Here is a 14,358-nt window from a genome sequence, read left to right as displayed (position 1 = left end):
CGCTTTCACACCCGGCTCGATTCTTTCTGCAAGGACCTCCGTTGGCCAAGAGCAAGACTGTCTATACCTGTACCGAATGCGGCGGCACCACGCCGCGCTGGGCCGGCCAGTGCCCGCATTGCCAGCAGTGGAACACGCTGGTGGAGACCGTGGCGGAATCCGCCGCGAACAAGCGCTTCCAGCCGCTCGCGGCATCGGCCACGGTGCGCAAGCTGGCCGAGATCGAAGCCGCCGACGTGCCGCGCTTTTCCAGCGGCATCGATGAGTTCGACCGGGTCCTTGGCGGCGGCCTGGTGTCGGGCGGCGTGGTGCTGATCGGCGGCGATCCCGGCATCGGCAAGTCCACGCTGCTGCTGCAGGCACTGGCCAACCTGGCCGGACAGCGCCGCGTGCTCTACGTCAGCGGCGAGGAATCGGGCGCGCAGATCGCGCTGCGGGCGCAACGCCTGGGCGTGGAAAGCCCGTCGCTGGGGCTGCTCGCCGAAATCCAGCTGGAGAAGATCCAGGCCACGCTGGAAGTGGAAAAGCCCGAGGTCGCGGTGATCGATTCGATCCAGACGCTGTATTCCGAGGCGCTGACCTCGGCGCCCGGCTCGGTGGCGCAAGTGCGCGAATGCGCGGCGCAGCTCACGCGCATCGCCAAGAGCAGCGGCACCACCATCATCCTGGTCGGCCACGTGACCAAGGAGGGTAGCCTGGCCGGGCCGCGCGTGCTCGAGCATATCGTCGATACGGTGCTGTATTTCGAAGGCGATACCCATTCGTCGCACCGGCTGATCCGCGCCTTCAAGAACCGCTTCGGCGCGGTCAACGAGCTGGGCGTGTTCGCCATGACCGAGCGCGGCCTGCGCGGTATCAGTAATCCGTCGGCGCTATTCCTGTCGCAGCATGAAGAGACCGTGCCGGGCTCGTGCGTGCTGGTGACGCAGGAAGGCACGCGCCCGCTGCTGGTCGAAATCCAGGCGCTGGTCGATACCGCGCATGTGCCCAACCCGCGCCGGCTGGCGGTGGGGCTGGAGCAGAACCGGCTGGCCTTGCTGCTGGCCGTGCTGCACCGGCACGCGGGCATTGCCTGCTTCGACCAGGATGTCTTCCTGAACGCAGTGGGCGGCGTCAAGATTACCGAACCCGCGGCGGACCTGGCGGTGCTGCTGTCGATCCACTCGTCGATGCGCAACAAGCCGCTGCCGCGCGGCCTGGTGGTGTTCGGCGAAGTGGGCCTGGCCGGCGAGATCCGCCCCAGCCCGCGCGGGCAGGAACGCCTGAAGGAAGCGGCCAAGCTGGGCTTTACGCTGGCCGTGATCCCCAAGGCCAATGCGCCCAAGCAGAAGATCGACGGGCTCGAGGTGATCGCGGTCGAACGCATCGAGCAGGCCATCGACCGCGTGCGCCACCTGGACTGAGCCATGGACACCGGCATCGCCTTCGAGACTGGCCGCTTGCGGCTGCGCCAGTGGCGCGACGAAGACTATGCGCCGTTTGCCGCGCTCAATGCCGATGCGCAGGTGATGCGCTATTTCCCGGCTCCACTGACCCGGGCCGAAAGCGATGCGATGGCCGGGCGCTGCCGCAGCCTGATCGCGCAGCAGGGGTGGGGCGTCTGGGTCGTCGAACGCATCGCCGACGATGCCTTCCTCGGCTTTGTCGGACTGCACGAGCCGGCCGCCGCGCTGCCGTTCGCGCCGTGCGTGGAGATCGCCTGGCGGCTGGCGCGGCAGGCCTGGGGGCAGGGCTACGCCACCGAGGCGGCGCGCGGCGCGCTCGCCTACGGCTTCGGCCGCCTGGCGCTGAATGAAATCGTCGCCTTCACCACGCTCGCCAATGCCCGCTCGCGCGCGGTGATGGAACGGCTTGGCATGCGCCAGGATGCCGAGGGCTTCGACCATCCCGCATTGCCGCCGGGACACCCGTTACGGCCGCATTGCCTGTACCGCTTGCCGCGCGCGGCGTGGCTGGCATCGTGCGCCTGATGTCCATGCGTCAGTCCGCCACGAGCCAAGGGCCCGGCGCCGCATGTGGCGCCAAGGGCAGGCGCCGCAAAATCGGTAATAATGCGCAGCACTGCCGCGCCCTCCACTGACGGCAATGATTACCGGATCACCTGGGTTCCAATGATGCAAGCCAATTCCCGCGCCTATTTCCTGCTGATTGCCATCGTCTCCTTCGCCCTGGTCGGCGTCGCGCTCTACCTGCAGATCGAAAAGGGCTACCAGCCTTGTCCGCTCTGCGTGATGCAGCGCTTCGCCTTTATCGGCATCGGGCTGTTCTCGCTGCTGGCCGCGGTGGCGCAGAACACGCGCTCGCTGTGGCAGGGCCTGGGCATGCTGTCGGGCATCGCCGGCATTGCGGTGGCGGTCTACCATGTGTCGCTGCTGCTCAATCCCAAGGCATCGTGCGGCATCGATCCGCTCGAGAACTGGGTCAATGCGCTGCCCACCGCCAAGGTGCTGCCGCAGCTGTTCTACTCCGACGGCCTGTGCACTGCGCCGCTGCCGCCGGTGCTGGGGCTGTCGGTGCCGGCCTGGTCGCTGATCTGGCTGTTTATCCTGACGCTGACGCTGGCGGTGGGGCTGATCCGCAGGGAGAAGAATTTCCGCTGAGCCCTCGGGTAAGCGAACGACACAAAGAGAAACGGCGCCATCGGCGCCGTTTCTCTTTTGCGGTGGTGCGAGGGAGGAGACTCGAACCCCAGACCGATCAGGCAATCTGCTCGATCTGCTCCTGCAGTTCCAGCCACTTTTCTTCCAGCGTCTCGAGCTCGCCGTTGACCTCGCCCTGGCGCTTGAGCATCTCCATCAGCTTCATCTTGTTGGCTTCGGCGTAGCTGCCTTCGTCGGCCATGAACTGGTCGATCTCCGCTTTGGCGGACTGCAGCACCGCCATGCGTTTTTCGACCTTTTCCAGTTCTTTGGTGAGCGGTTTGCGCAGCGCCGACAGCCGCTGGCGCTCGTCCGCTTCGGCGCGGCGCTGGTCCTTGCGGTTGACGGCGGCCTCGCCGGCGTTTTCCGCCTGGTGCGCGGCGGTGGCGGCATTGCGCTTGGCCGCGGCCTGCTGCAGCAGCCAGTCGCGGTAGTCGTCCAGGTCGCCATCGAAAGGCCGGATGGTGCCGTCGGCCACCAGCATGAACTGGTCGGCGGTGGCGCGCAGCAGGTGCCGGTCGTGCGAGACCAGGATCAGCGTGCCTTCGAACTGCGCCAGCGCCATGGTCAGCGCCTCGCGCGTATCGAGGTCGAGGTGGTTGGTCGGTTCGTCGAGCAGCAGCAGGTTGGGCTTCTGCCAGACGATCAGCGCCAGCGCCAGCCGGGCCTTTTCGCCGCCGGAAAAGGGCTCGATCGGCGTGGTGGCCATGTCGCCGCGGAAGTTGAAGCTGCCGAGGAAGTCGCGTAGTTCCTGCTCGCGCACGTCCGGCGCCAGGCGCGCGAGGTGCTGCAGCGCGGAGTCGTGGTCGCGCAGCGTTTCCAGCTGGTGCTGGGCGAAGTAGCCGATCTGCAGTCCCTTGCCCAGGCGCAGGGTGCCCTTGAGCGGGTCCTGCGTGCCGGCCAGGGTCTTGACCAGTGTCGACTTGCCCTGGCCGTTCGCGCCCAGCAGGCCGATGCGCTGGCCGTTCTGGATCGACAGTGCCAGGTTGTGCAGGATGGTGACGGGCGGATCGGCTTCGGCGTAGCCGCAATCGACGCCGTCGAGCACCATCATCGGGTTGGGCGCGGCATCGGGCTCGCGGAACTCGAAGGCGAAGCCGGCGGCGACGTGCACCGGCGCCAGCCGCTCCATCTTCTCCAGCGCCTTGACCCGGCTCTGCGCCTGGCGCGCCTTGGTCGCCTTGGCCTTGAAGCGGGTGATGAACGATTCCAGGTGCGCGATTTCCTTCTGCTGGCGCGCGTAGGCGGCCTGCTGCTGCGCCATCTGCTGCAGCCGCAGGGTCTCGAACAGCGTGTAGTTGCCGCCGTAGCGGCGCAGCTGCTGGTTCTCGATATGCACCGTGACATTGCAGATCGCGTCGAGGAACTCGCGGTCGTGCGAAATCATCACCAGCGTGCCCGGGTAGCGCGCCAGCCAGTCTTCCAGCCAGACGATGGCGTCCAGGTCCAGGTGGTTGGTCGGTTCGTCGAGCAGCAGCAGGTCCGACGGGCACATCAGCGCCTGTGCCAGGTTCAGGCGCATGCGCCAGCCGCCCGAGAACGATGCCACCGGCTGCGATACCTGCGCCAGCGTGAAGCCCAGGCCCAGCAGCAGGGCCTCGGCACGCGCCGGCGCGGTGTAGCCGTCGGCGTCGGCATAGGCGGCATGGGCTTCGCCTTCGGCGCTGCCGTCGCCGCTGGCCTGCGCCGCGGCAATGGCGGCTTCGATCTCGCGCAGGCGGGTATCGCCGTCGATCACGTAGTCGACCGCGGTGCGGCTGACCGCCGGCGTTTCCTGCGCCACGTGGGCGATCCGCCACTGCGCCGGCACGCTGACATCGCCGCCGTCCGGATGCAGCTCGCCGCGCAGCAGCGCGAACAGCGTCGACTTGCCGCTGCCGTTGGCGCCGACGAGGCCCACGCGCTCGCCCGGGTTGAGCGTCACGCTGGTGTGGTCGAACAGCACCTTGGTGCCGCGCTGAAGGACTAGCTGGTCGATTCGGATCACGAGAGGGGAAATGCCTGAGTGAAAAACAGAAAAAGCGCCGTGAACGCGGGCCGCGGCCTGCGCTGTGGCGCTGGCCCGCATTGTAGCGTTTCCGGTGCGCGGCACGCCGTGCCGGTGCAAGGGGCGCGCCAAAGCGGGTCGAAGCGCGTCAATGCATGCACCGTGAAAGTGCCGCTAAAGCCGCCGAATTCAGGGATTACCCTTGGTCTGGCAAAACTCTATTTTCTTGTAAGTCGGTTGCGTGTAAATTCATTTTCACAACGACGCGCCCGCTAATGCGCAGTCGATCAACCGCTTCCACCATGCCCATTGGCCATTCGATTTCGGACCGCATTGCACGCAGCCTGCCGGCACTGACGCCGGCGCACCGCCGCATGGCGGAATACGTGCTGGCCAATCTGTTCCGCGCGGCAACCATGCGCATCGATGAATTTGCCGCGGCGGTCGAGGTCTCGGTGGCGACCGCCAACCGCTTCGCGCGGGCGCTCGGCTTCGACGGTTATCCGCAGTTCCGGGCCGAGCTGGTGCGCGGTTTCGAAGCCACGCTGGCGCCGGTGGAGCGGCTGCGCAGCGAGCTGGAACGACCCGCCACCGTGGCCGAAGTGTTCGCCGCCTCGCTCGAGGATGCGGCGGCCAATGCCGAAGCCACGAGGCGCGGCATCGACGCGCAGGCATGCGAGCGCGCGGTCTCGGCGATCCTGGGGGCGCAGCGCGTCTACGTGGCGGGCTTCGGCGCCAGCGGTTTCCTTGCCGGGCTGCTGCAGCACGGCCTGGAAATGCATTGCCGCATGGTGACCTCGGTCGCCGGTGCGGGCGGCGCCTCGCACGCCGCGCGCCAGCTGTTCAAGCTGCAGCCGAGCGACCTGCTGATCGTGATCGCCTTCCCGCGCTATGTGACCGATTCGATCGAGCTGGCCCAGCGCGTCAAGGCACACGGCGGCCAGGTGCTGGCGCTGACCGACGGCCCGACCTCGCCGCTGGCGCCGCTGGCCGATATCGCGCTGTATGCGCAAGCCGGCAACCGGCTCTCGGCCAACTCCGATGCCACCGTGCTGGCGCTGATCGAGGCGCTGTGCGGCGCGGTCGCGCACCGGGCCGAACGCCCGGTCAAGGCCGCCGCGGAAATGACCGAATTCCTGCTGCCGTGGCTGTATGGCACGCCCGATGCCGAGCCGGGGCGCCGGGCCGCGCCGATGCCGGCGCAATCCACCGAACCCAAGGCCGGCGCCCGGCGCGCGCGGTCGTCCAACACCCGCAAGTCCTGAGTCCCCTTATGCAAGCAGCTGTCATTGCCATCCACGGCGGCGCCGGCACCATCACCCGCGCGGCGATGGATGCGGCCCGCGAACGCGAATACATCGAAGCGCTGCAACACGTGCTGCAAGCCGGCCAGCGCATCCTGGCCGATGGCGGCAGCGCGCTCGACGCCGTCACCGAGGCGGTGCGCCTGCTCGAAGAATGCCCGCTGTTCAACGCCGGCAAGGGCGCGGTGCTGACCCACGCCGGCACCTATGAACTGGATGCGGCGGTGATGGACGGCGCCACGCGCAATGCCGGCGCGGTGGCATGCGTTACGCGCCTGCGCAACCCGGTGCTGGCCGCGCGCGCGGTGCTGGATCACAGCGAACATGTGCTGTTTGCCGGCGCCGGCGCCGAGGCCTTCGCGCAGGCGCAGGGGCTGGAACTGGTAGCGCCCGAGTACTACTTCACCCAGGCCCGCCACGACCAGTGGCAGCGTGCGCGCGGCAATGCCGGCATGGCCTTGCTCGATCACGACGCCGCCACGCTGGCGGCGCAGCAGGCGCGGGGCACGGCGCCGATCGATCCCGACAGCAAGTTCGGCACCGTTGGCGCCGTCGCTTGCGACTGCCGCGGCAACCTCGCGGCGGCCACGTCCACCGGCGGCGTCACCAACAAGCAGGTGGGCCGCGTCGGCGATACCCCGCTGATCGGCGCCGGCTGCTATGCCGACGACGTGGCCGCCGTGTCCGCCACCGGCACTGGCGAGATGTTTATCCGCACCGTGGCCGCGCACGACGTCGCCGCGCAGATGCGCTATGCCGGCCTGCCGCTCGACGAGGCGGCGCGGCGCGTGGTGATGGAAAAGCTGCCTGCCATCCAGGGCCGCGGCGGCCTGATCGCGGTGGACCGCGATGGCAACGTCACGCTGCCGTTCAACACCGAAGGCATGTACCGCGGTGTCGCCCGGGTGGGCGAGGCCGTCGACGTGTCGATCTACGGCTGACGCGCCGCCTGCCAGGCCGTCCCGCATCCCGCCATCCAAGGAGTACCCGTGGTTACTACCCCAGCGCCAGCGCGCGTTCCCGCATCTGGCATCGTCATGCCGCCCGAGCGCGTCGTCCAGGTAGACGGGCTTACCGTGCGCTTCGCCACGTCCGAGCGTACCGTCGAGGCCGTACGCAACCTGTCCTTCCATGTCGATCGCGGCGAGACGCTGGCGGTGGTGGGCGAGTCGGGCTCGGGCAAGTCGGTGACCTCGCTGGCGCTGATGCGGCTGGTCGAGCATGGCGGCGGCAAGATTGCATCGGGCAGCATGGCACTGCGCCGGCGCGGCGGCGAGGTGATCGACCTGGTGCGCGCGGACAACGCGACGCTGCGCAGCGTGCGCGGCGCCGACGTGGCGATGATCTTCCAGGAGCCGATGACCTCGCTCAACCCCGTGTTCCCGGTGGGCGAGCAGATCGCGGAATCGATCCGCCTGCACCAGGGCAAGAGCCGCGCGGCGGCTCGCGCCGAGGCGCTGCGCATGCTGGAGCTGGTGCGCATCCCCGAAGCGCGCCGCGTGCTCGAGCGCTATCCGCACCAGCTTTCCGGCGGCATGCGCCAGCGGGTGATGATCGCGATGGCGCTGTCGTGCAAGCCGGCACTGCTGATTGCCGACGAACCGACCACGGCGCTGGACGTCACCATCCAGGCCGAGATCCTGCAGCTGATCCGCAGTCTGCAGGCGGAGATGCACATGGGCGTGGTGTTCATCACCCACGACATGGGCGTGGTCGCCGAAGTGGCCGACCGCGTGCTGGTGATGTACCGCGGCGAGAAGGTGGAAGAGGGCACTTCCGACGACGTGTTCCGCGCGCCGGCGCATCCGTACACACGCGCGCTGCTGTCGGCGGTGCCGCGGCTGGGCGCCATGCGCGGCACCGACCTGCCGGCCAAGTTCCCGCTGCTGCGCCTGGACAGCGCCAGCCCCGAGCCGGCCGCGCCGCAGGATACGGTGGCCCCGGGCGTCGCGCCGATCCTGCGGGTGCAGGACCTGGTCACGCGATTCGACGTCCCCGGCGGCCTGTTCGGCCGCGTGACGCGGCGCGTGCACGCGGTGGAGCAGGTCAGCTTCGATCTCTATCCCGGCGAGACGCTGGCGCTGGTGGGGGAATCCGGTTGCGGCAAGTCCACCACCGGCCGCTCGCTGCTGCGCCTGGTGGAAAGCCAGAGCGGCACCATCGAATTCAACGGGCAGAACATCAGCAAGCTCGAAGGCGCGGCGCTGCAGACCCTGCGCCGCAATATCCAGTTCATTTTCCAGGACCCGTTCGCCTCGCTCGATCCGCGCGTGCCGGTCGGCTATTCGATCATGGAGCCGCTGCTGGTGCACCAGGTTGCCAGCGGCAAGGACGCGCAGCAGCGCGTGGCGTGGCTGCTCGACAAGGTGGGGCTGGATCCGTCGCACGCGGCGCGCTATCCGCACGAGTTTTCCGGCGGCCAGCGCCAGCGCATCTGCATTGCGCGCGCGCTGGCGCTGAACCCCAAGGTGGTGGTGGCGGATGAATCGGTGTCGGCGCTGGACGTGTCGATCCAGGCGCAGATCGTCAACCTGATGCTCGACCTGCAGCGCGAGCTCGGCATCGCCTTCCTGTTTATCTCGCACGACATGGCGGTGGTGGAGCGCGTCAGCCATCGCGTGGCGGTGATGTACCTGGGCCAGATCGTCGAGATCGGCCCGCGCCGCGCGATCTTCGAAAACCCGCAGCACCCGTACACGAAAAAGCTGATGTCGGCGGTGCCGATCGCCGACCCGGCGCGGCGCCACCTGCGGCGCGAGCCGCTGAACGACGAGATCCCCAGCCCGATCCGCGCGGTCGGCGACGAGCCGGTGGTGCAGCCGCTGGTGCAGGTCGCCGGCAGCGGCGCGCTCGGCCATTTTGTTGCGCGGCACGCCGTTGGCGGCGCCTACTGAAACGGAAGTCAATCCAAGGAGAATCGAGATGTCTGCACGTATGGTTTCGCCCCGATGGATGGCCGGTGCCTTTGCCGCCGGCGCCCTCGGCATGCTGGCCGCCGCACCGGCCTTCGCGGCCAAGGACGCCGTGATGGCGGTGTATTCGACCTTCACCACGCTCGACCCGTACGACTCGAACGACACGCTGTCGCAAGCCGCGAGCAAGTCGTTCTATCAGGGCCTGTTCGGGCTGGACAAGGACATGAAGCTGGTCAATGTGCTGGCCGACAGCTACGAGGCAAGCAAGGACGGCCTGACCTACACCATCAAGCTGAAGAAGGGCATCAAGTTCCACGACGGCACGACGTTTGATGCCGCCGCCGTCAAGGCCAACCTGGACCGCGTCACCAACCCGGCCAACAAGCTCAAGCGCTACACGCTGTTCAACCGCGTGGCGAAGACCGACGTGGTCGACGCCAATACCGTCAAGGTCACGCTGAAGGAACCGTTCTCGCCGTTCATCAACGTGCTGGCGCATCCGTCGGCGGTGATGATCTCGCCGGCTGCGCTGCAGAAGTACGGCAAGGACATTGCCTTCCATCCGGTCGGCACCGGCCCATTCGAGTTCGTCGAATGGAAGCAGCCTGACCACCTGAAGGGCAAGAAGTTTGCCGGCTACTGGAAGACCGGCTACCCGAAGATCGACACCATCACGTGGAAGCCGGTGGTCGACAACAACACGCGCGCCGCCATCATGCAGACCGGCGAGGCGGACTTTGCCTTCAGTATCCCGTTCGAGCAGGCCGCGGTGCTGAAGAACAGCCCCAAGGTGGACCTGATCGCCGCGCCGTCGATCATCCAGCGCTACCTGACCATGAACACCATGGTCAAGCCGTTCAACGACCCCAAGGTGCGCCAGGCCATCAACTACGCCATCAACAAGGAGGCGCTGGCCAAGGTCGCCTTTGCCGGCTATGCGGTGCCGGCCGAGGGCGTGGTGCCGCACGGCGTGGACTATGCCGAGAAACTGGGCCCGTGGCCGTACGACCCGGCCAAGGCGCGCGCGCTGCTGAAAGAAGCCGGCTACCCCAACGGCTTCGAGACCACGCTGTGGTCGGCCTATAACCACACCACTGCGCAGAAGGTGATCCAGTTTGTGCAGCAGCAACTGCAGCAGGTCGGCATCAAGGCGCAGGTGCAGGCGCTTGAGGCCGGCCAGCGCGTGGAGAAGGTCGAGAGCGTGCCGAAGCCGGAAGACGCCGGCGTGCGCATCTACTACGTGGGCTGGTCGTCGTCGACCGGTGAATCCGACTGGGCGCTGCGTCCGCTGCTGGCCTCGGAGTCGATGCCGCCCAAGCTGCTGAACACCGCCTACTACAAAAACGACCAGGTCGACGCGGACATCGCCGGCGCGCTGCGCACCACCGACCGCGGCGAGAAGGCCCGCCTGTACAAGGACGCGCAGGAACGCATCTGGAAGGATGCGCCGTGGGCCTTCCTGGTAACGGAGAAGGTGCTGTTCGCGCGCAGCAAGCGCATGAGCGGGGCGTATGTGATGCCGGACGGGTCGTTCAATTTTGATGAGATCGATATCAAGCAGTAAATCGATGCGACGGCTCCAGGATGACCGTCATCTCCGCGAAGGCGGGGATCCAGTGTCTTTTTTGGTGGTTCCCAAGCCAAAGACGCTGGGTTCCCGCCTGCGCGGGAACGACGAACAAGTCCACGGGTATCGCAGTACCTGGCAGCAAGCAGTAGAGCAGTAAGCCGACAGACGGCCGCCTGCCTCGCGTCGCGGGGTTCGCAGGCGGGCGGCCCGCGGCCTTTCTTCATGGTGTGTGATGCTGAATTACTTCCTCAAACGCGTGCTGGGCGTGATTCCCACGCTGCTGATCGTGGCCGTGCTGGTGTTTCTGTTTGTCCACCTGCTGCCGGGCGATCCGGCGCGCCTGGCGGCGGGCCCGGAGGCTGACTCGGCCACCGTCGAACTGGTGCGCAAGGATCTCGGCCTGGACCGGCCCCTGCACGAGCAGTTCGTCAACTTTTTCTCGAACGCGCTGCGCGGCGAGTTCGGCCATTCGCTGCGCACCAAGCGCCCGGTGAGCGAGGAGATCGGCGACCGCTTCATGCCGACGCTGCTGCTGACGGTGGCGTCGATGGCGTGGGCGGTGGTATTCGGCATGGCCATCGGCATCGGCTCGGCAGTGTGGCGCAACCGCTGGCCGGACCGTTTCGGCATGACGCTGGCGGTTTCCGGGATCTCCTTCCCGGCCTTCGCGCTGGGCATGCTGCTGATGGAGGTGTTCTCGGTGCAGCTGGGCTGGCTGCCGTCGATCGGCGCGGACACCTGGCAGCACTACGTATTGCCATCGGTCACGCTCGGCGCCGCGGTGGCAGCGGTGATGGCGCGCTTTACCCGCGCGTCGTTCGTCGAGGTGCTGCAGGAAGACTTTATCCGCACCGCCCGCGCCAAGGGCGTGCGCGAGACCCTGGTGGTGGCCAAGCATGGCCTGCGCAATGCCATGATTCCGGTGGTGACCATGATGGGCCTGCAGTTCGGCTTCCTGCTGGGCGGCTCCATCGTGGTCGAGAAGGTGTTCAATTGGCCGGGCCTGGGACGCCTGCTGGTCGATGCCGTCGAGATGCGCGACTACCCGGTGATACAGGCCGAGGTGCTGCTGTTCTCGCTCGAATTCATCCTGATCAACCTGGTGGTGGACATGCTCTACACCGTGATCAATCCCACCATCCGCTACAAGTGAGGCCGGCATGACTGAGCTTTCCACGCCCGCCGCAGCGCAAGCGGCATCCGCTACCGCCTCTGCGCCGGAAGCCGTGCGCACGCCATGGACCGAGTTCTGGCGCAAATTCCGCAAGCAGCACCTGGCGCTGGGCGCCGGCGCGTTCGTGCTGGTGCTGGTGGTGATTGCCATCGTGGCGCCGCACATCGTGCCGTACGACCCGGAGAATTTCTTTGACTACGACGCGCTCAACGCCGGCCCGTCGGCCGCGCACTGGATGGGCGTCGATTCGCTCGGCCGCGATATCTTCAGCCGCATCCTGGCCGGCACCCGCATCTCGCTGGCGGCGGGCTTCCTGTCAGTGATCATCGGCGCGGTGATCGGCACCGTGCTGGGCCTGTTGGCCGGCTACTACGAAGGCTGGTGGGACCGCATCGTGATGCGTATCTCGGACGTGCTGTTCGCCTTCCCCGGCATCCTGCTGGCGATCGGCATCGTGGCCATCCTCGGCAACGGCATGACCAACGTGATCTTCGCCGTGGCCATCTTCAGCATCCCGGCGTTCGCACGGCTGGTGCGCGGCAATACGCTGATGCTCAAGCGGCTGACCTATGTCGAGGCCGCGCGCAGCATCGGCGCGTCGGACTGGACTATCCTGATGCGCCATATCCTGCCCGGCACGGTGTCGTCGATCGTGGTGTATTTCTCGATGCGCATCGGCACGTCGATCATCACCGCCGCCAGCCTGTCGTTCCTGGGGCTGGGTGCGCAGCCGCCCACGCCGGAGTGGGGTGCGATGCTCAACGAGGCGCGCGCCGACATGGTCACCGCGCCGCACGTGGCGATCTTCCCGAGCCTGGCGATCTTCCTGACCGTGCTGGCCTTCAACCTGCTGGGCGACGGCCTGCGCGACGCGCTCGACCCCAAGATCGACCGGCGCTGAAGATGACTGCCTCCACCCCGGGCGTGCCGCGCGTCGGCTGCCTTCCCGCGGGTCCGCTGGACAGCATTGCCGACGTGGCCGGCGTCACCGTCGGCCACTGCACGCTGGCCGAGGGCGGCCTGCAGACCGGCGTGACCGTGATCCGCCCGCATGGCGGCGATCCTTACCGCGACAAGGTGCCTGCGGCGGCTACCGTGCTCAACGGCTTTGGCAAGAGCGTCGGGCTGGTGCAGGTGGACGAGCTGGGCGTGCTGGAGACGCCAGTGGCGCTGACCAACACCTTTGCGGTTGGCGCCGTGGCGCAGGCGCAGATCCGCGCGGCGGTGGCGGCCAACCCGGACATCGGCCGCGCGCTGCCCACGGTCAATCCGCTGGTGTTCGAATGCAACGACGGCTACCTCAACGATATCCAGCGCATGGCGGTGGCTGGCCAACACTACGATGCAGCGCTCGCCGACGCGGGACCCGAATTCGCGCAGGGGGCCGTGGGCGCCGGCCGCGGCATGTCGGCGTTCGGCGTCAAGGGCGGCATCGGCTCGGCTTCGCGCGTGGCGGGCGGCCATTGCGTCGGTGCGCTGGTGCTGGCCAATTTCGGCACGGCGGAATCGCTGACCGTGGCGGGCCGGCTGGTCGGTCCGGAGCTGGCGCGGCGACTGGCGCTGCCGGACGGCGCGCCGGAGCCGGAGAAGGGTTCGATCATCATGATCCTGGCCACCGACGCGCCGCTGGACGCGCGCCAGCTGCGCCGGCTGTCGCTGCGCGCCGGCGCGGGGCTGGCGCGCACCGGTTCGGTGTTCGGGCATGGCTCGGGCGATATCGCGCTGGCGTTCTCGACGGCCTACACCGTGCCCGACGACGCGGCGCGGCCGATGCCGGCGCTTGCGCTGCTGCATGAAACCCTGCTCGACCCGCTGTTCCGTGCCGCCGCGGACAGCGTCGAGCAAGCCATCCTGCATGCCCTGTGGCATGCCACGCCGGTGCAGGGCCGCGACGGCCACCGCCGCGCCGCGCTGCTCGACGTGATGCCCGAACTGCGCGAGAGCCGCTGATGAAGATCCTTGTTTCCACCGATATCGAAGGCGTCGCCGGCGTCTTCCACGCCGAGCAGACCCGCCCGGGCAATGGCGAATACGAACGCGCGCGCGCCTGGATGACCGGCGAGGCCAATGCCGCCATCGAAGGCGCCTTTGCCGGCGGCGCGGCCGAAGTGCTGGTCAATGATTCGCACGGCGGTTTCCGCAACCTGCTGCCCGACCAGCTCGATCCGCGCGCGCGGGTGGTGCTGGGCAAGCCGCGCTACCTGGGCATGATGGCGGGGGTCGAGGCCGGCGTCGACGGCGTGCTGATGATCGGCTACCACGGCCGCGCGCAGAGCCGCGGCGTGCTGGCGCACACCATCAACAGCGGCGCCTTTGCGAGGGTCTGGCTCAACGGCAAGGAACTCGGCGAGGCCGGGATGTATGCGGCGCTGGCCGGCGAGTTCGGCGTGCCGGTGCTGATGGCCAGCGGCGACGACGTGTTCGTGCAGGAAACCCATGCGTTGATGCCATGGGTGCGCTATGTCGAGACCAAGACCGCGGGCGGCTTCGGCAGCGGCGCCTCGCTGTCGCCGACGGCCGCGCGCGAAGCCATTGCGGCGGCGGCAGCGGGCGCGGTGCGCGAGTGCGCGCAGGCGCAATGCCTGCGCATCGCGGCGCCGGTGGCCTGCACGCTGCAGACGCAGACGCCGGCGCATGCCGACCTGTTCTGCCAGTGGCCGACGCTGGAGCGGCGCGACGGCGTGACGCTGTCGTTCCAGGCCGATTCGGTGCAGGCCGCGGTGCGCATGCTGAACTGCCTGTCGGCGATGTCGTTCATGCTGAAGTAGC

The 14,358-nt window shown here is 68.0% G+C and carries 12 protein-coding genes; 11 read left to right on the top strand and 1 reads right to left on the bottom strand.

Annotated features, from left to right (window positions below; genetic code table 11):
• The first annotated feature begins 41 nt into the window (after positions 1-41).
• From radA to RALTA_RS08335, 3 genes are all read left to right on the top strand, one after another.
• On the top strand, positions 42-1,403 hold the full coding sequence (gene radA, locus RALTA_RS08345) for a DNA repair protein RadA (RefSeq protein WP_012352996.1): 1,362 nt from the start codon (positions 42-44) through the stop codon (positions 1,401-1,403).
• 3 nt (positions 1,404-1,406) lie between these two features.
• Positions 1,407-1,970 carry a GNAT family N-acetyltransferase gene (locus RALTA_RS08340; RefSeq protein WP_012352995.1) on the top strand — a complete coding sequence of 188 codons (564 nt, stop codon included), beginning with the start codon at positions 1,407-1,409 and terminating at the stop codon, positions 1,968-1,970.
• A 144-nt stretch (positions 1,971-2,114) separates the two neighbouring features.
• Complete coding sequence (locus tag RALTA_RS08335; RefSeq protein WP_012352994.1) at positions 2,115-2,600, top strand: disulfide bond formation protein B; 486 nt, start codon at positions 2,115-2,117, stop codon at positions 2,598-2,600.
• Between the two features lie 97 nt (positions 2,601-2,697).
• Here the strand turns inward: RALTA_RS08335 and RALTA_RS08330 are convergent, their stop codons facing one another.
• On the bottom strand, positions 2,698-4,626 hold the full coding sequence (locus tag RALTA_RS08330; RefSeq protein ID WP_041232140.1) for an ATP-binding cassette domain-containing protein: 1,929 nt from the start codon (positions 4,624-4,626) through the stop codon (positions 2,698-2,700).
• Positions 4,627-4,928: 302 nt separating this feature from the next.
• Between RALTA_RS08330 and RALTA_RS08325 the strand changes: the two genes are divergently transcribed.
• From RALTA_RS08325 to RALTA_RS08290, 8 genes are all read left to right on the top strand, one after another.
• Entirely contained in the window at positions 4,929-5,891 is a 963-nt protein-coding gene (locus RALTA_RS08325; RefSeq protein WP_012352992.1) for a MurR/RpiR family transcriptional regulator, read from the top strand.
• Positions 5,892-5,899: 8 nt separating this feature from the next.
• Entirely contained in the window at positions 5,900-6,871 is a 972-nt protein-coding gene (locus RALTA_RS08320; protein ID WP_012352991.1) for an isoaspartyl peptidase/L-asparaginase family protein, read from the top strand.
• A 96-nt stretch (positions 6,872-6,967) separates the two neighbouring features.
• Entirely contained in the window at positions 6,968-8,824 is a 1,857-nt protein-coding gene (locus RALTA_RS08315; protein ID WP_012352990.1) for a dipeptide ABC transporter ATP-binding protein, read from the top strand.
• Between the two features lie 28 nt (positions 8,825-8,852).
• On the top strand, positions 8,853-10,409 hold the full coding sequence (gene gsiB / locus RALTA_RS08310) for a glutathione ABC transporter substrate-binding protein GsiB (RefSeq protein WP_012352989.1): 1,557 nt from the start codon (positions 8,853-8,855) through the stop codon (positions 10,407-10,409).
• Between the two features lie 238 nt (positions 10,410-10,647).
• Positions 10,648-11,568, top strand: a complete 921-nt coding sequence (gene gsiC, locus RALTA_RS08305) for a glutathione ABC transporter permease GsiC (RefSeq protein WP_012352988.1) — start codon at positions 10,648-10,650, stop codon at positions 11,566-11,568.
• A 7-nt stretch (positions 11,569-11,575) separates the two neighbouring features.
• On the top strand, positions 11,576-12,490 hold the full coding sequence (gene gsiD / locus RALTA_RS08300) for a glutathione ABC transporter permease GsiD (RefSeq protein ID WP_012352987.1): 915 nt from the start codon (positions 11,576-11,578) through the stop codon (positions 12,488-12,490).
• Positions 12,491-12,492: 2 nt separating this feature from the next.
• On the top strand, positions 12,493-13,539 hold the full coding sequence (locus tag RALTA_RS08295; RefSeq protein WP_012352986.1) for a DmpA family aminopeptidase: 1,047 nt from the start codon (positions 12,493-12,495) through the stop codon (positions 13,537-13,539).
• Positions 13,539-14,357, top strand: coding sequence for a M55 family metallopeptidase (locus tag RALTA_RS08290; protein ID WP_012352985.1), 819 nt, complete (start codon positions 13,539-13,541; stop codon positions 14,355-14,357). The genes RALTA_RS08295 and RALTA_RS08290 overlap by 1 nt, the downstream gene beginning before the upstream one ends.
• The last annotated feature ends 1 nt before the right edge of the window (position 14,358 follow it).

Source organism: Cupriavidus taiwanensis LMG 19424, from assembly GCF_000069785.1.
Taxonomy (GTDB): Bacteria; Pseudomonadota; Gammaproteobacteria; order Burkholderiales; family Burkholderiaceae; genus Cupriavidus; species Cupriavidus taiwanensis.
Note: the sequence above shows the minus strand (reverse complement) of the source record. Positions and strands in the feature narration are given on the sequence as shown.

What these genes read in the sequence shown, in the direction of transcription:
- RALTA_RS08340 (WP_012352995.1), top strand. Translation starts at nt 1,407, where the DNA reads ATGGACACCGGCATCGCCTTCGAGACTGGCCGCTTGCGGCTGCGCCAG.
- RALTA_RS08335 (WP_012352994.1), top strand. Translation starts at nt 2,115, where the DNA reads ATGCAAGCCAATTCCCGCGCCTATTTCCTGCTGATTGCCATCGTCTCC.
- RALTA_RS08325 (WP_012352992.1), top strand. Translation starts at nt 4,929, where the DNA reads ATGCCCATTGGCCATTCGATTTCGGACCGCATTGCACGCAGCCTGCCG.
- RALTA_RS08320 (WP_012352991.1), top strand. Translation starts at nt 5,900, where the DNA reads ATGCAAGCAGCTGTCATTGCCATCCACGGCGGCGCCGGCACCATCACC.
- RALTA_RS08315 (WP_012352990.1), top strand. Translation starts at nt 6,968, where the DNA reads ATGCCGCCCGAGCGCGTCGTCCAGGTAGACGGGCTTACCGTGCGCTTC.
- gsiB (WP_012352989.1), top strand. Translation starts at nt 8,853, where the DNA reads ATGTCTGCACGTATGGTTTCGCCCCGATGGATGGCCGGTGCCTTTGCC.
- gsiC (WP_012352988.1), top strand. Translation starts at nt 10,648, where the DNA reads ATGCTGAATTACTTCCTCAAACGCGTGCTGGGCGTGATTCCCACGCTG.
- gsiD (WP_012352987.1), top strand. Translation starts at nt 11,576, where the DNA reads ATGACTGAGCTTTCCACGCCCGCCGCAGCGCAAGCGGCATCCGCTACC.
- RALTA_RS08295 (WP_012352986.1), top strand. Translation starts at nt 12,493, where the DNA reads ATGACTGCCTCCACCCCGGGCGTGCCGCGCGTCGGCTGCCTTCCCGCG.
- RALTA_RS08290 (WP_012352985.1), top strand. Translation starts at nt 13,539, where the DNA reads ATGAAGATCCTTGTTTCCACCGATATCGAAGGCGTCGCCGGCGTCTTC.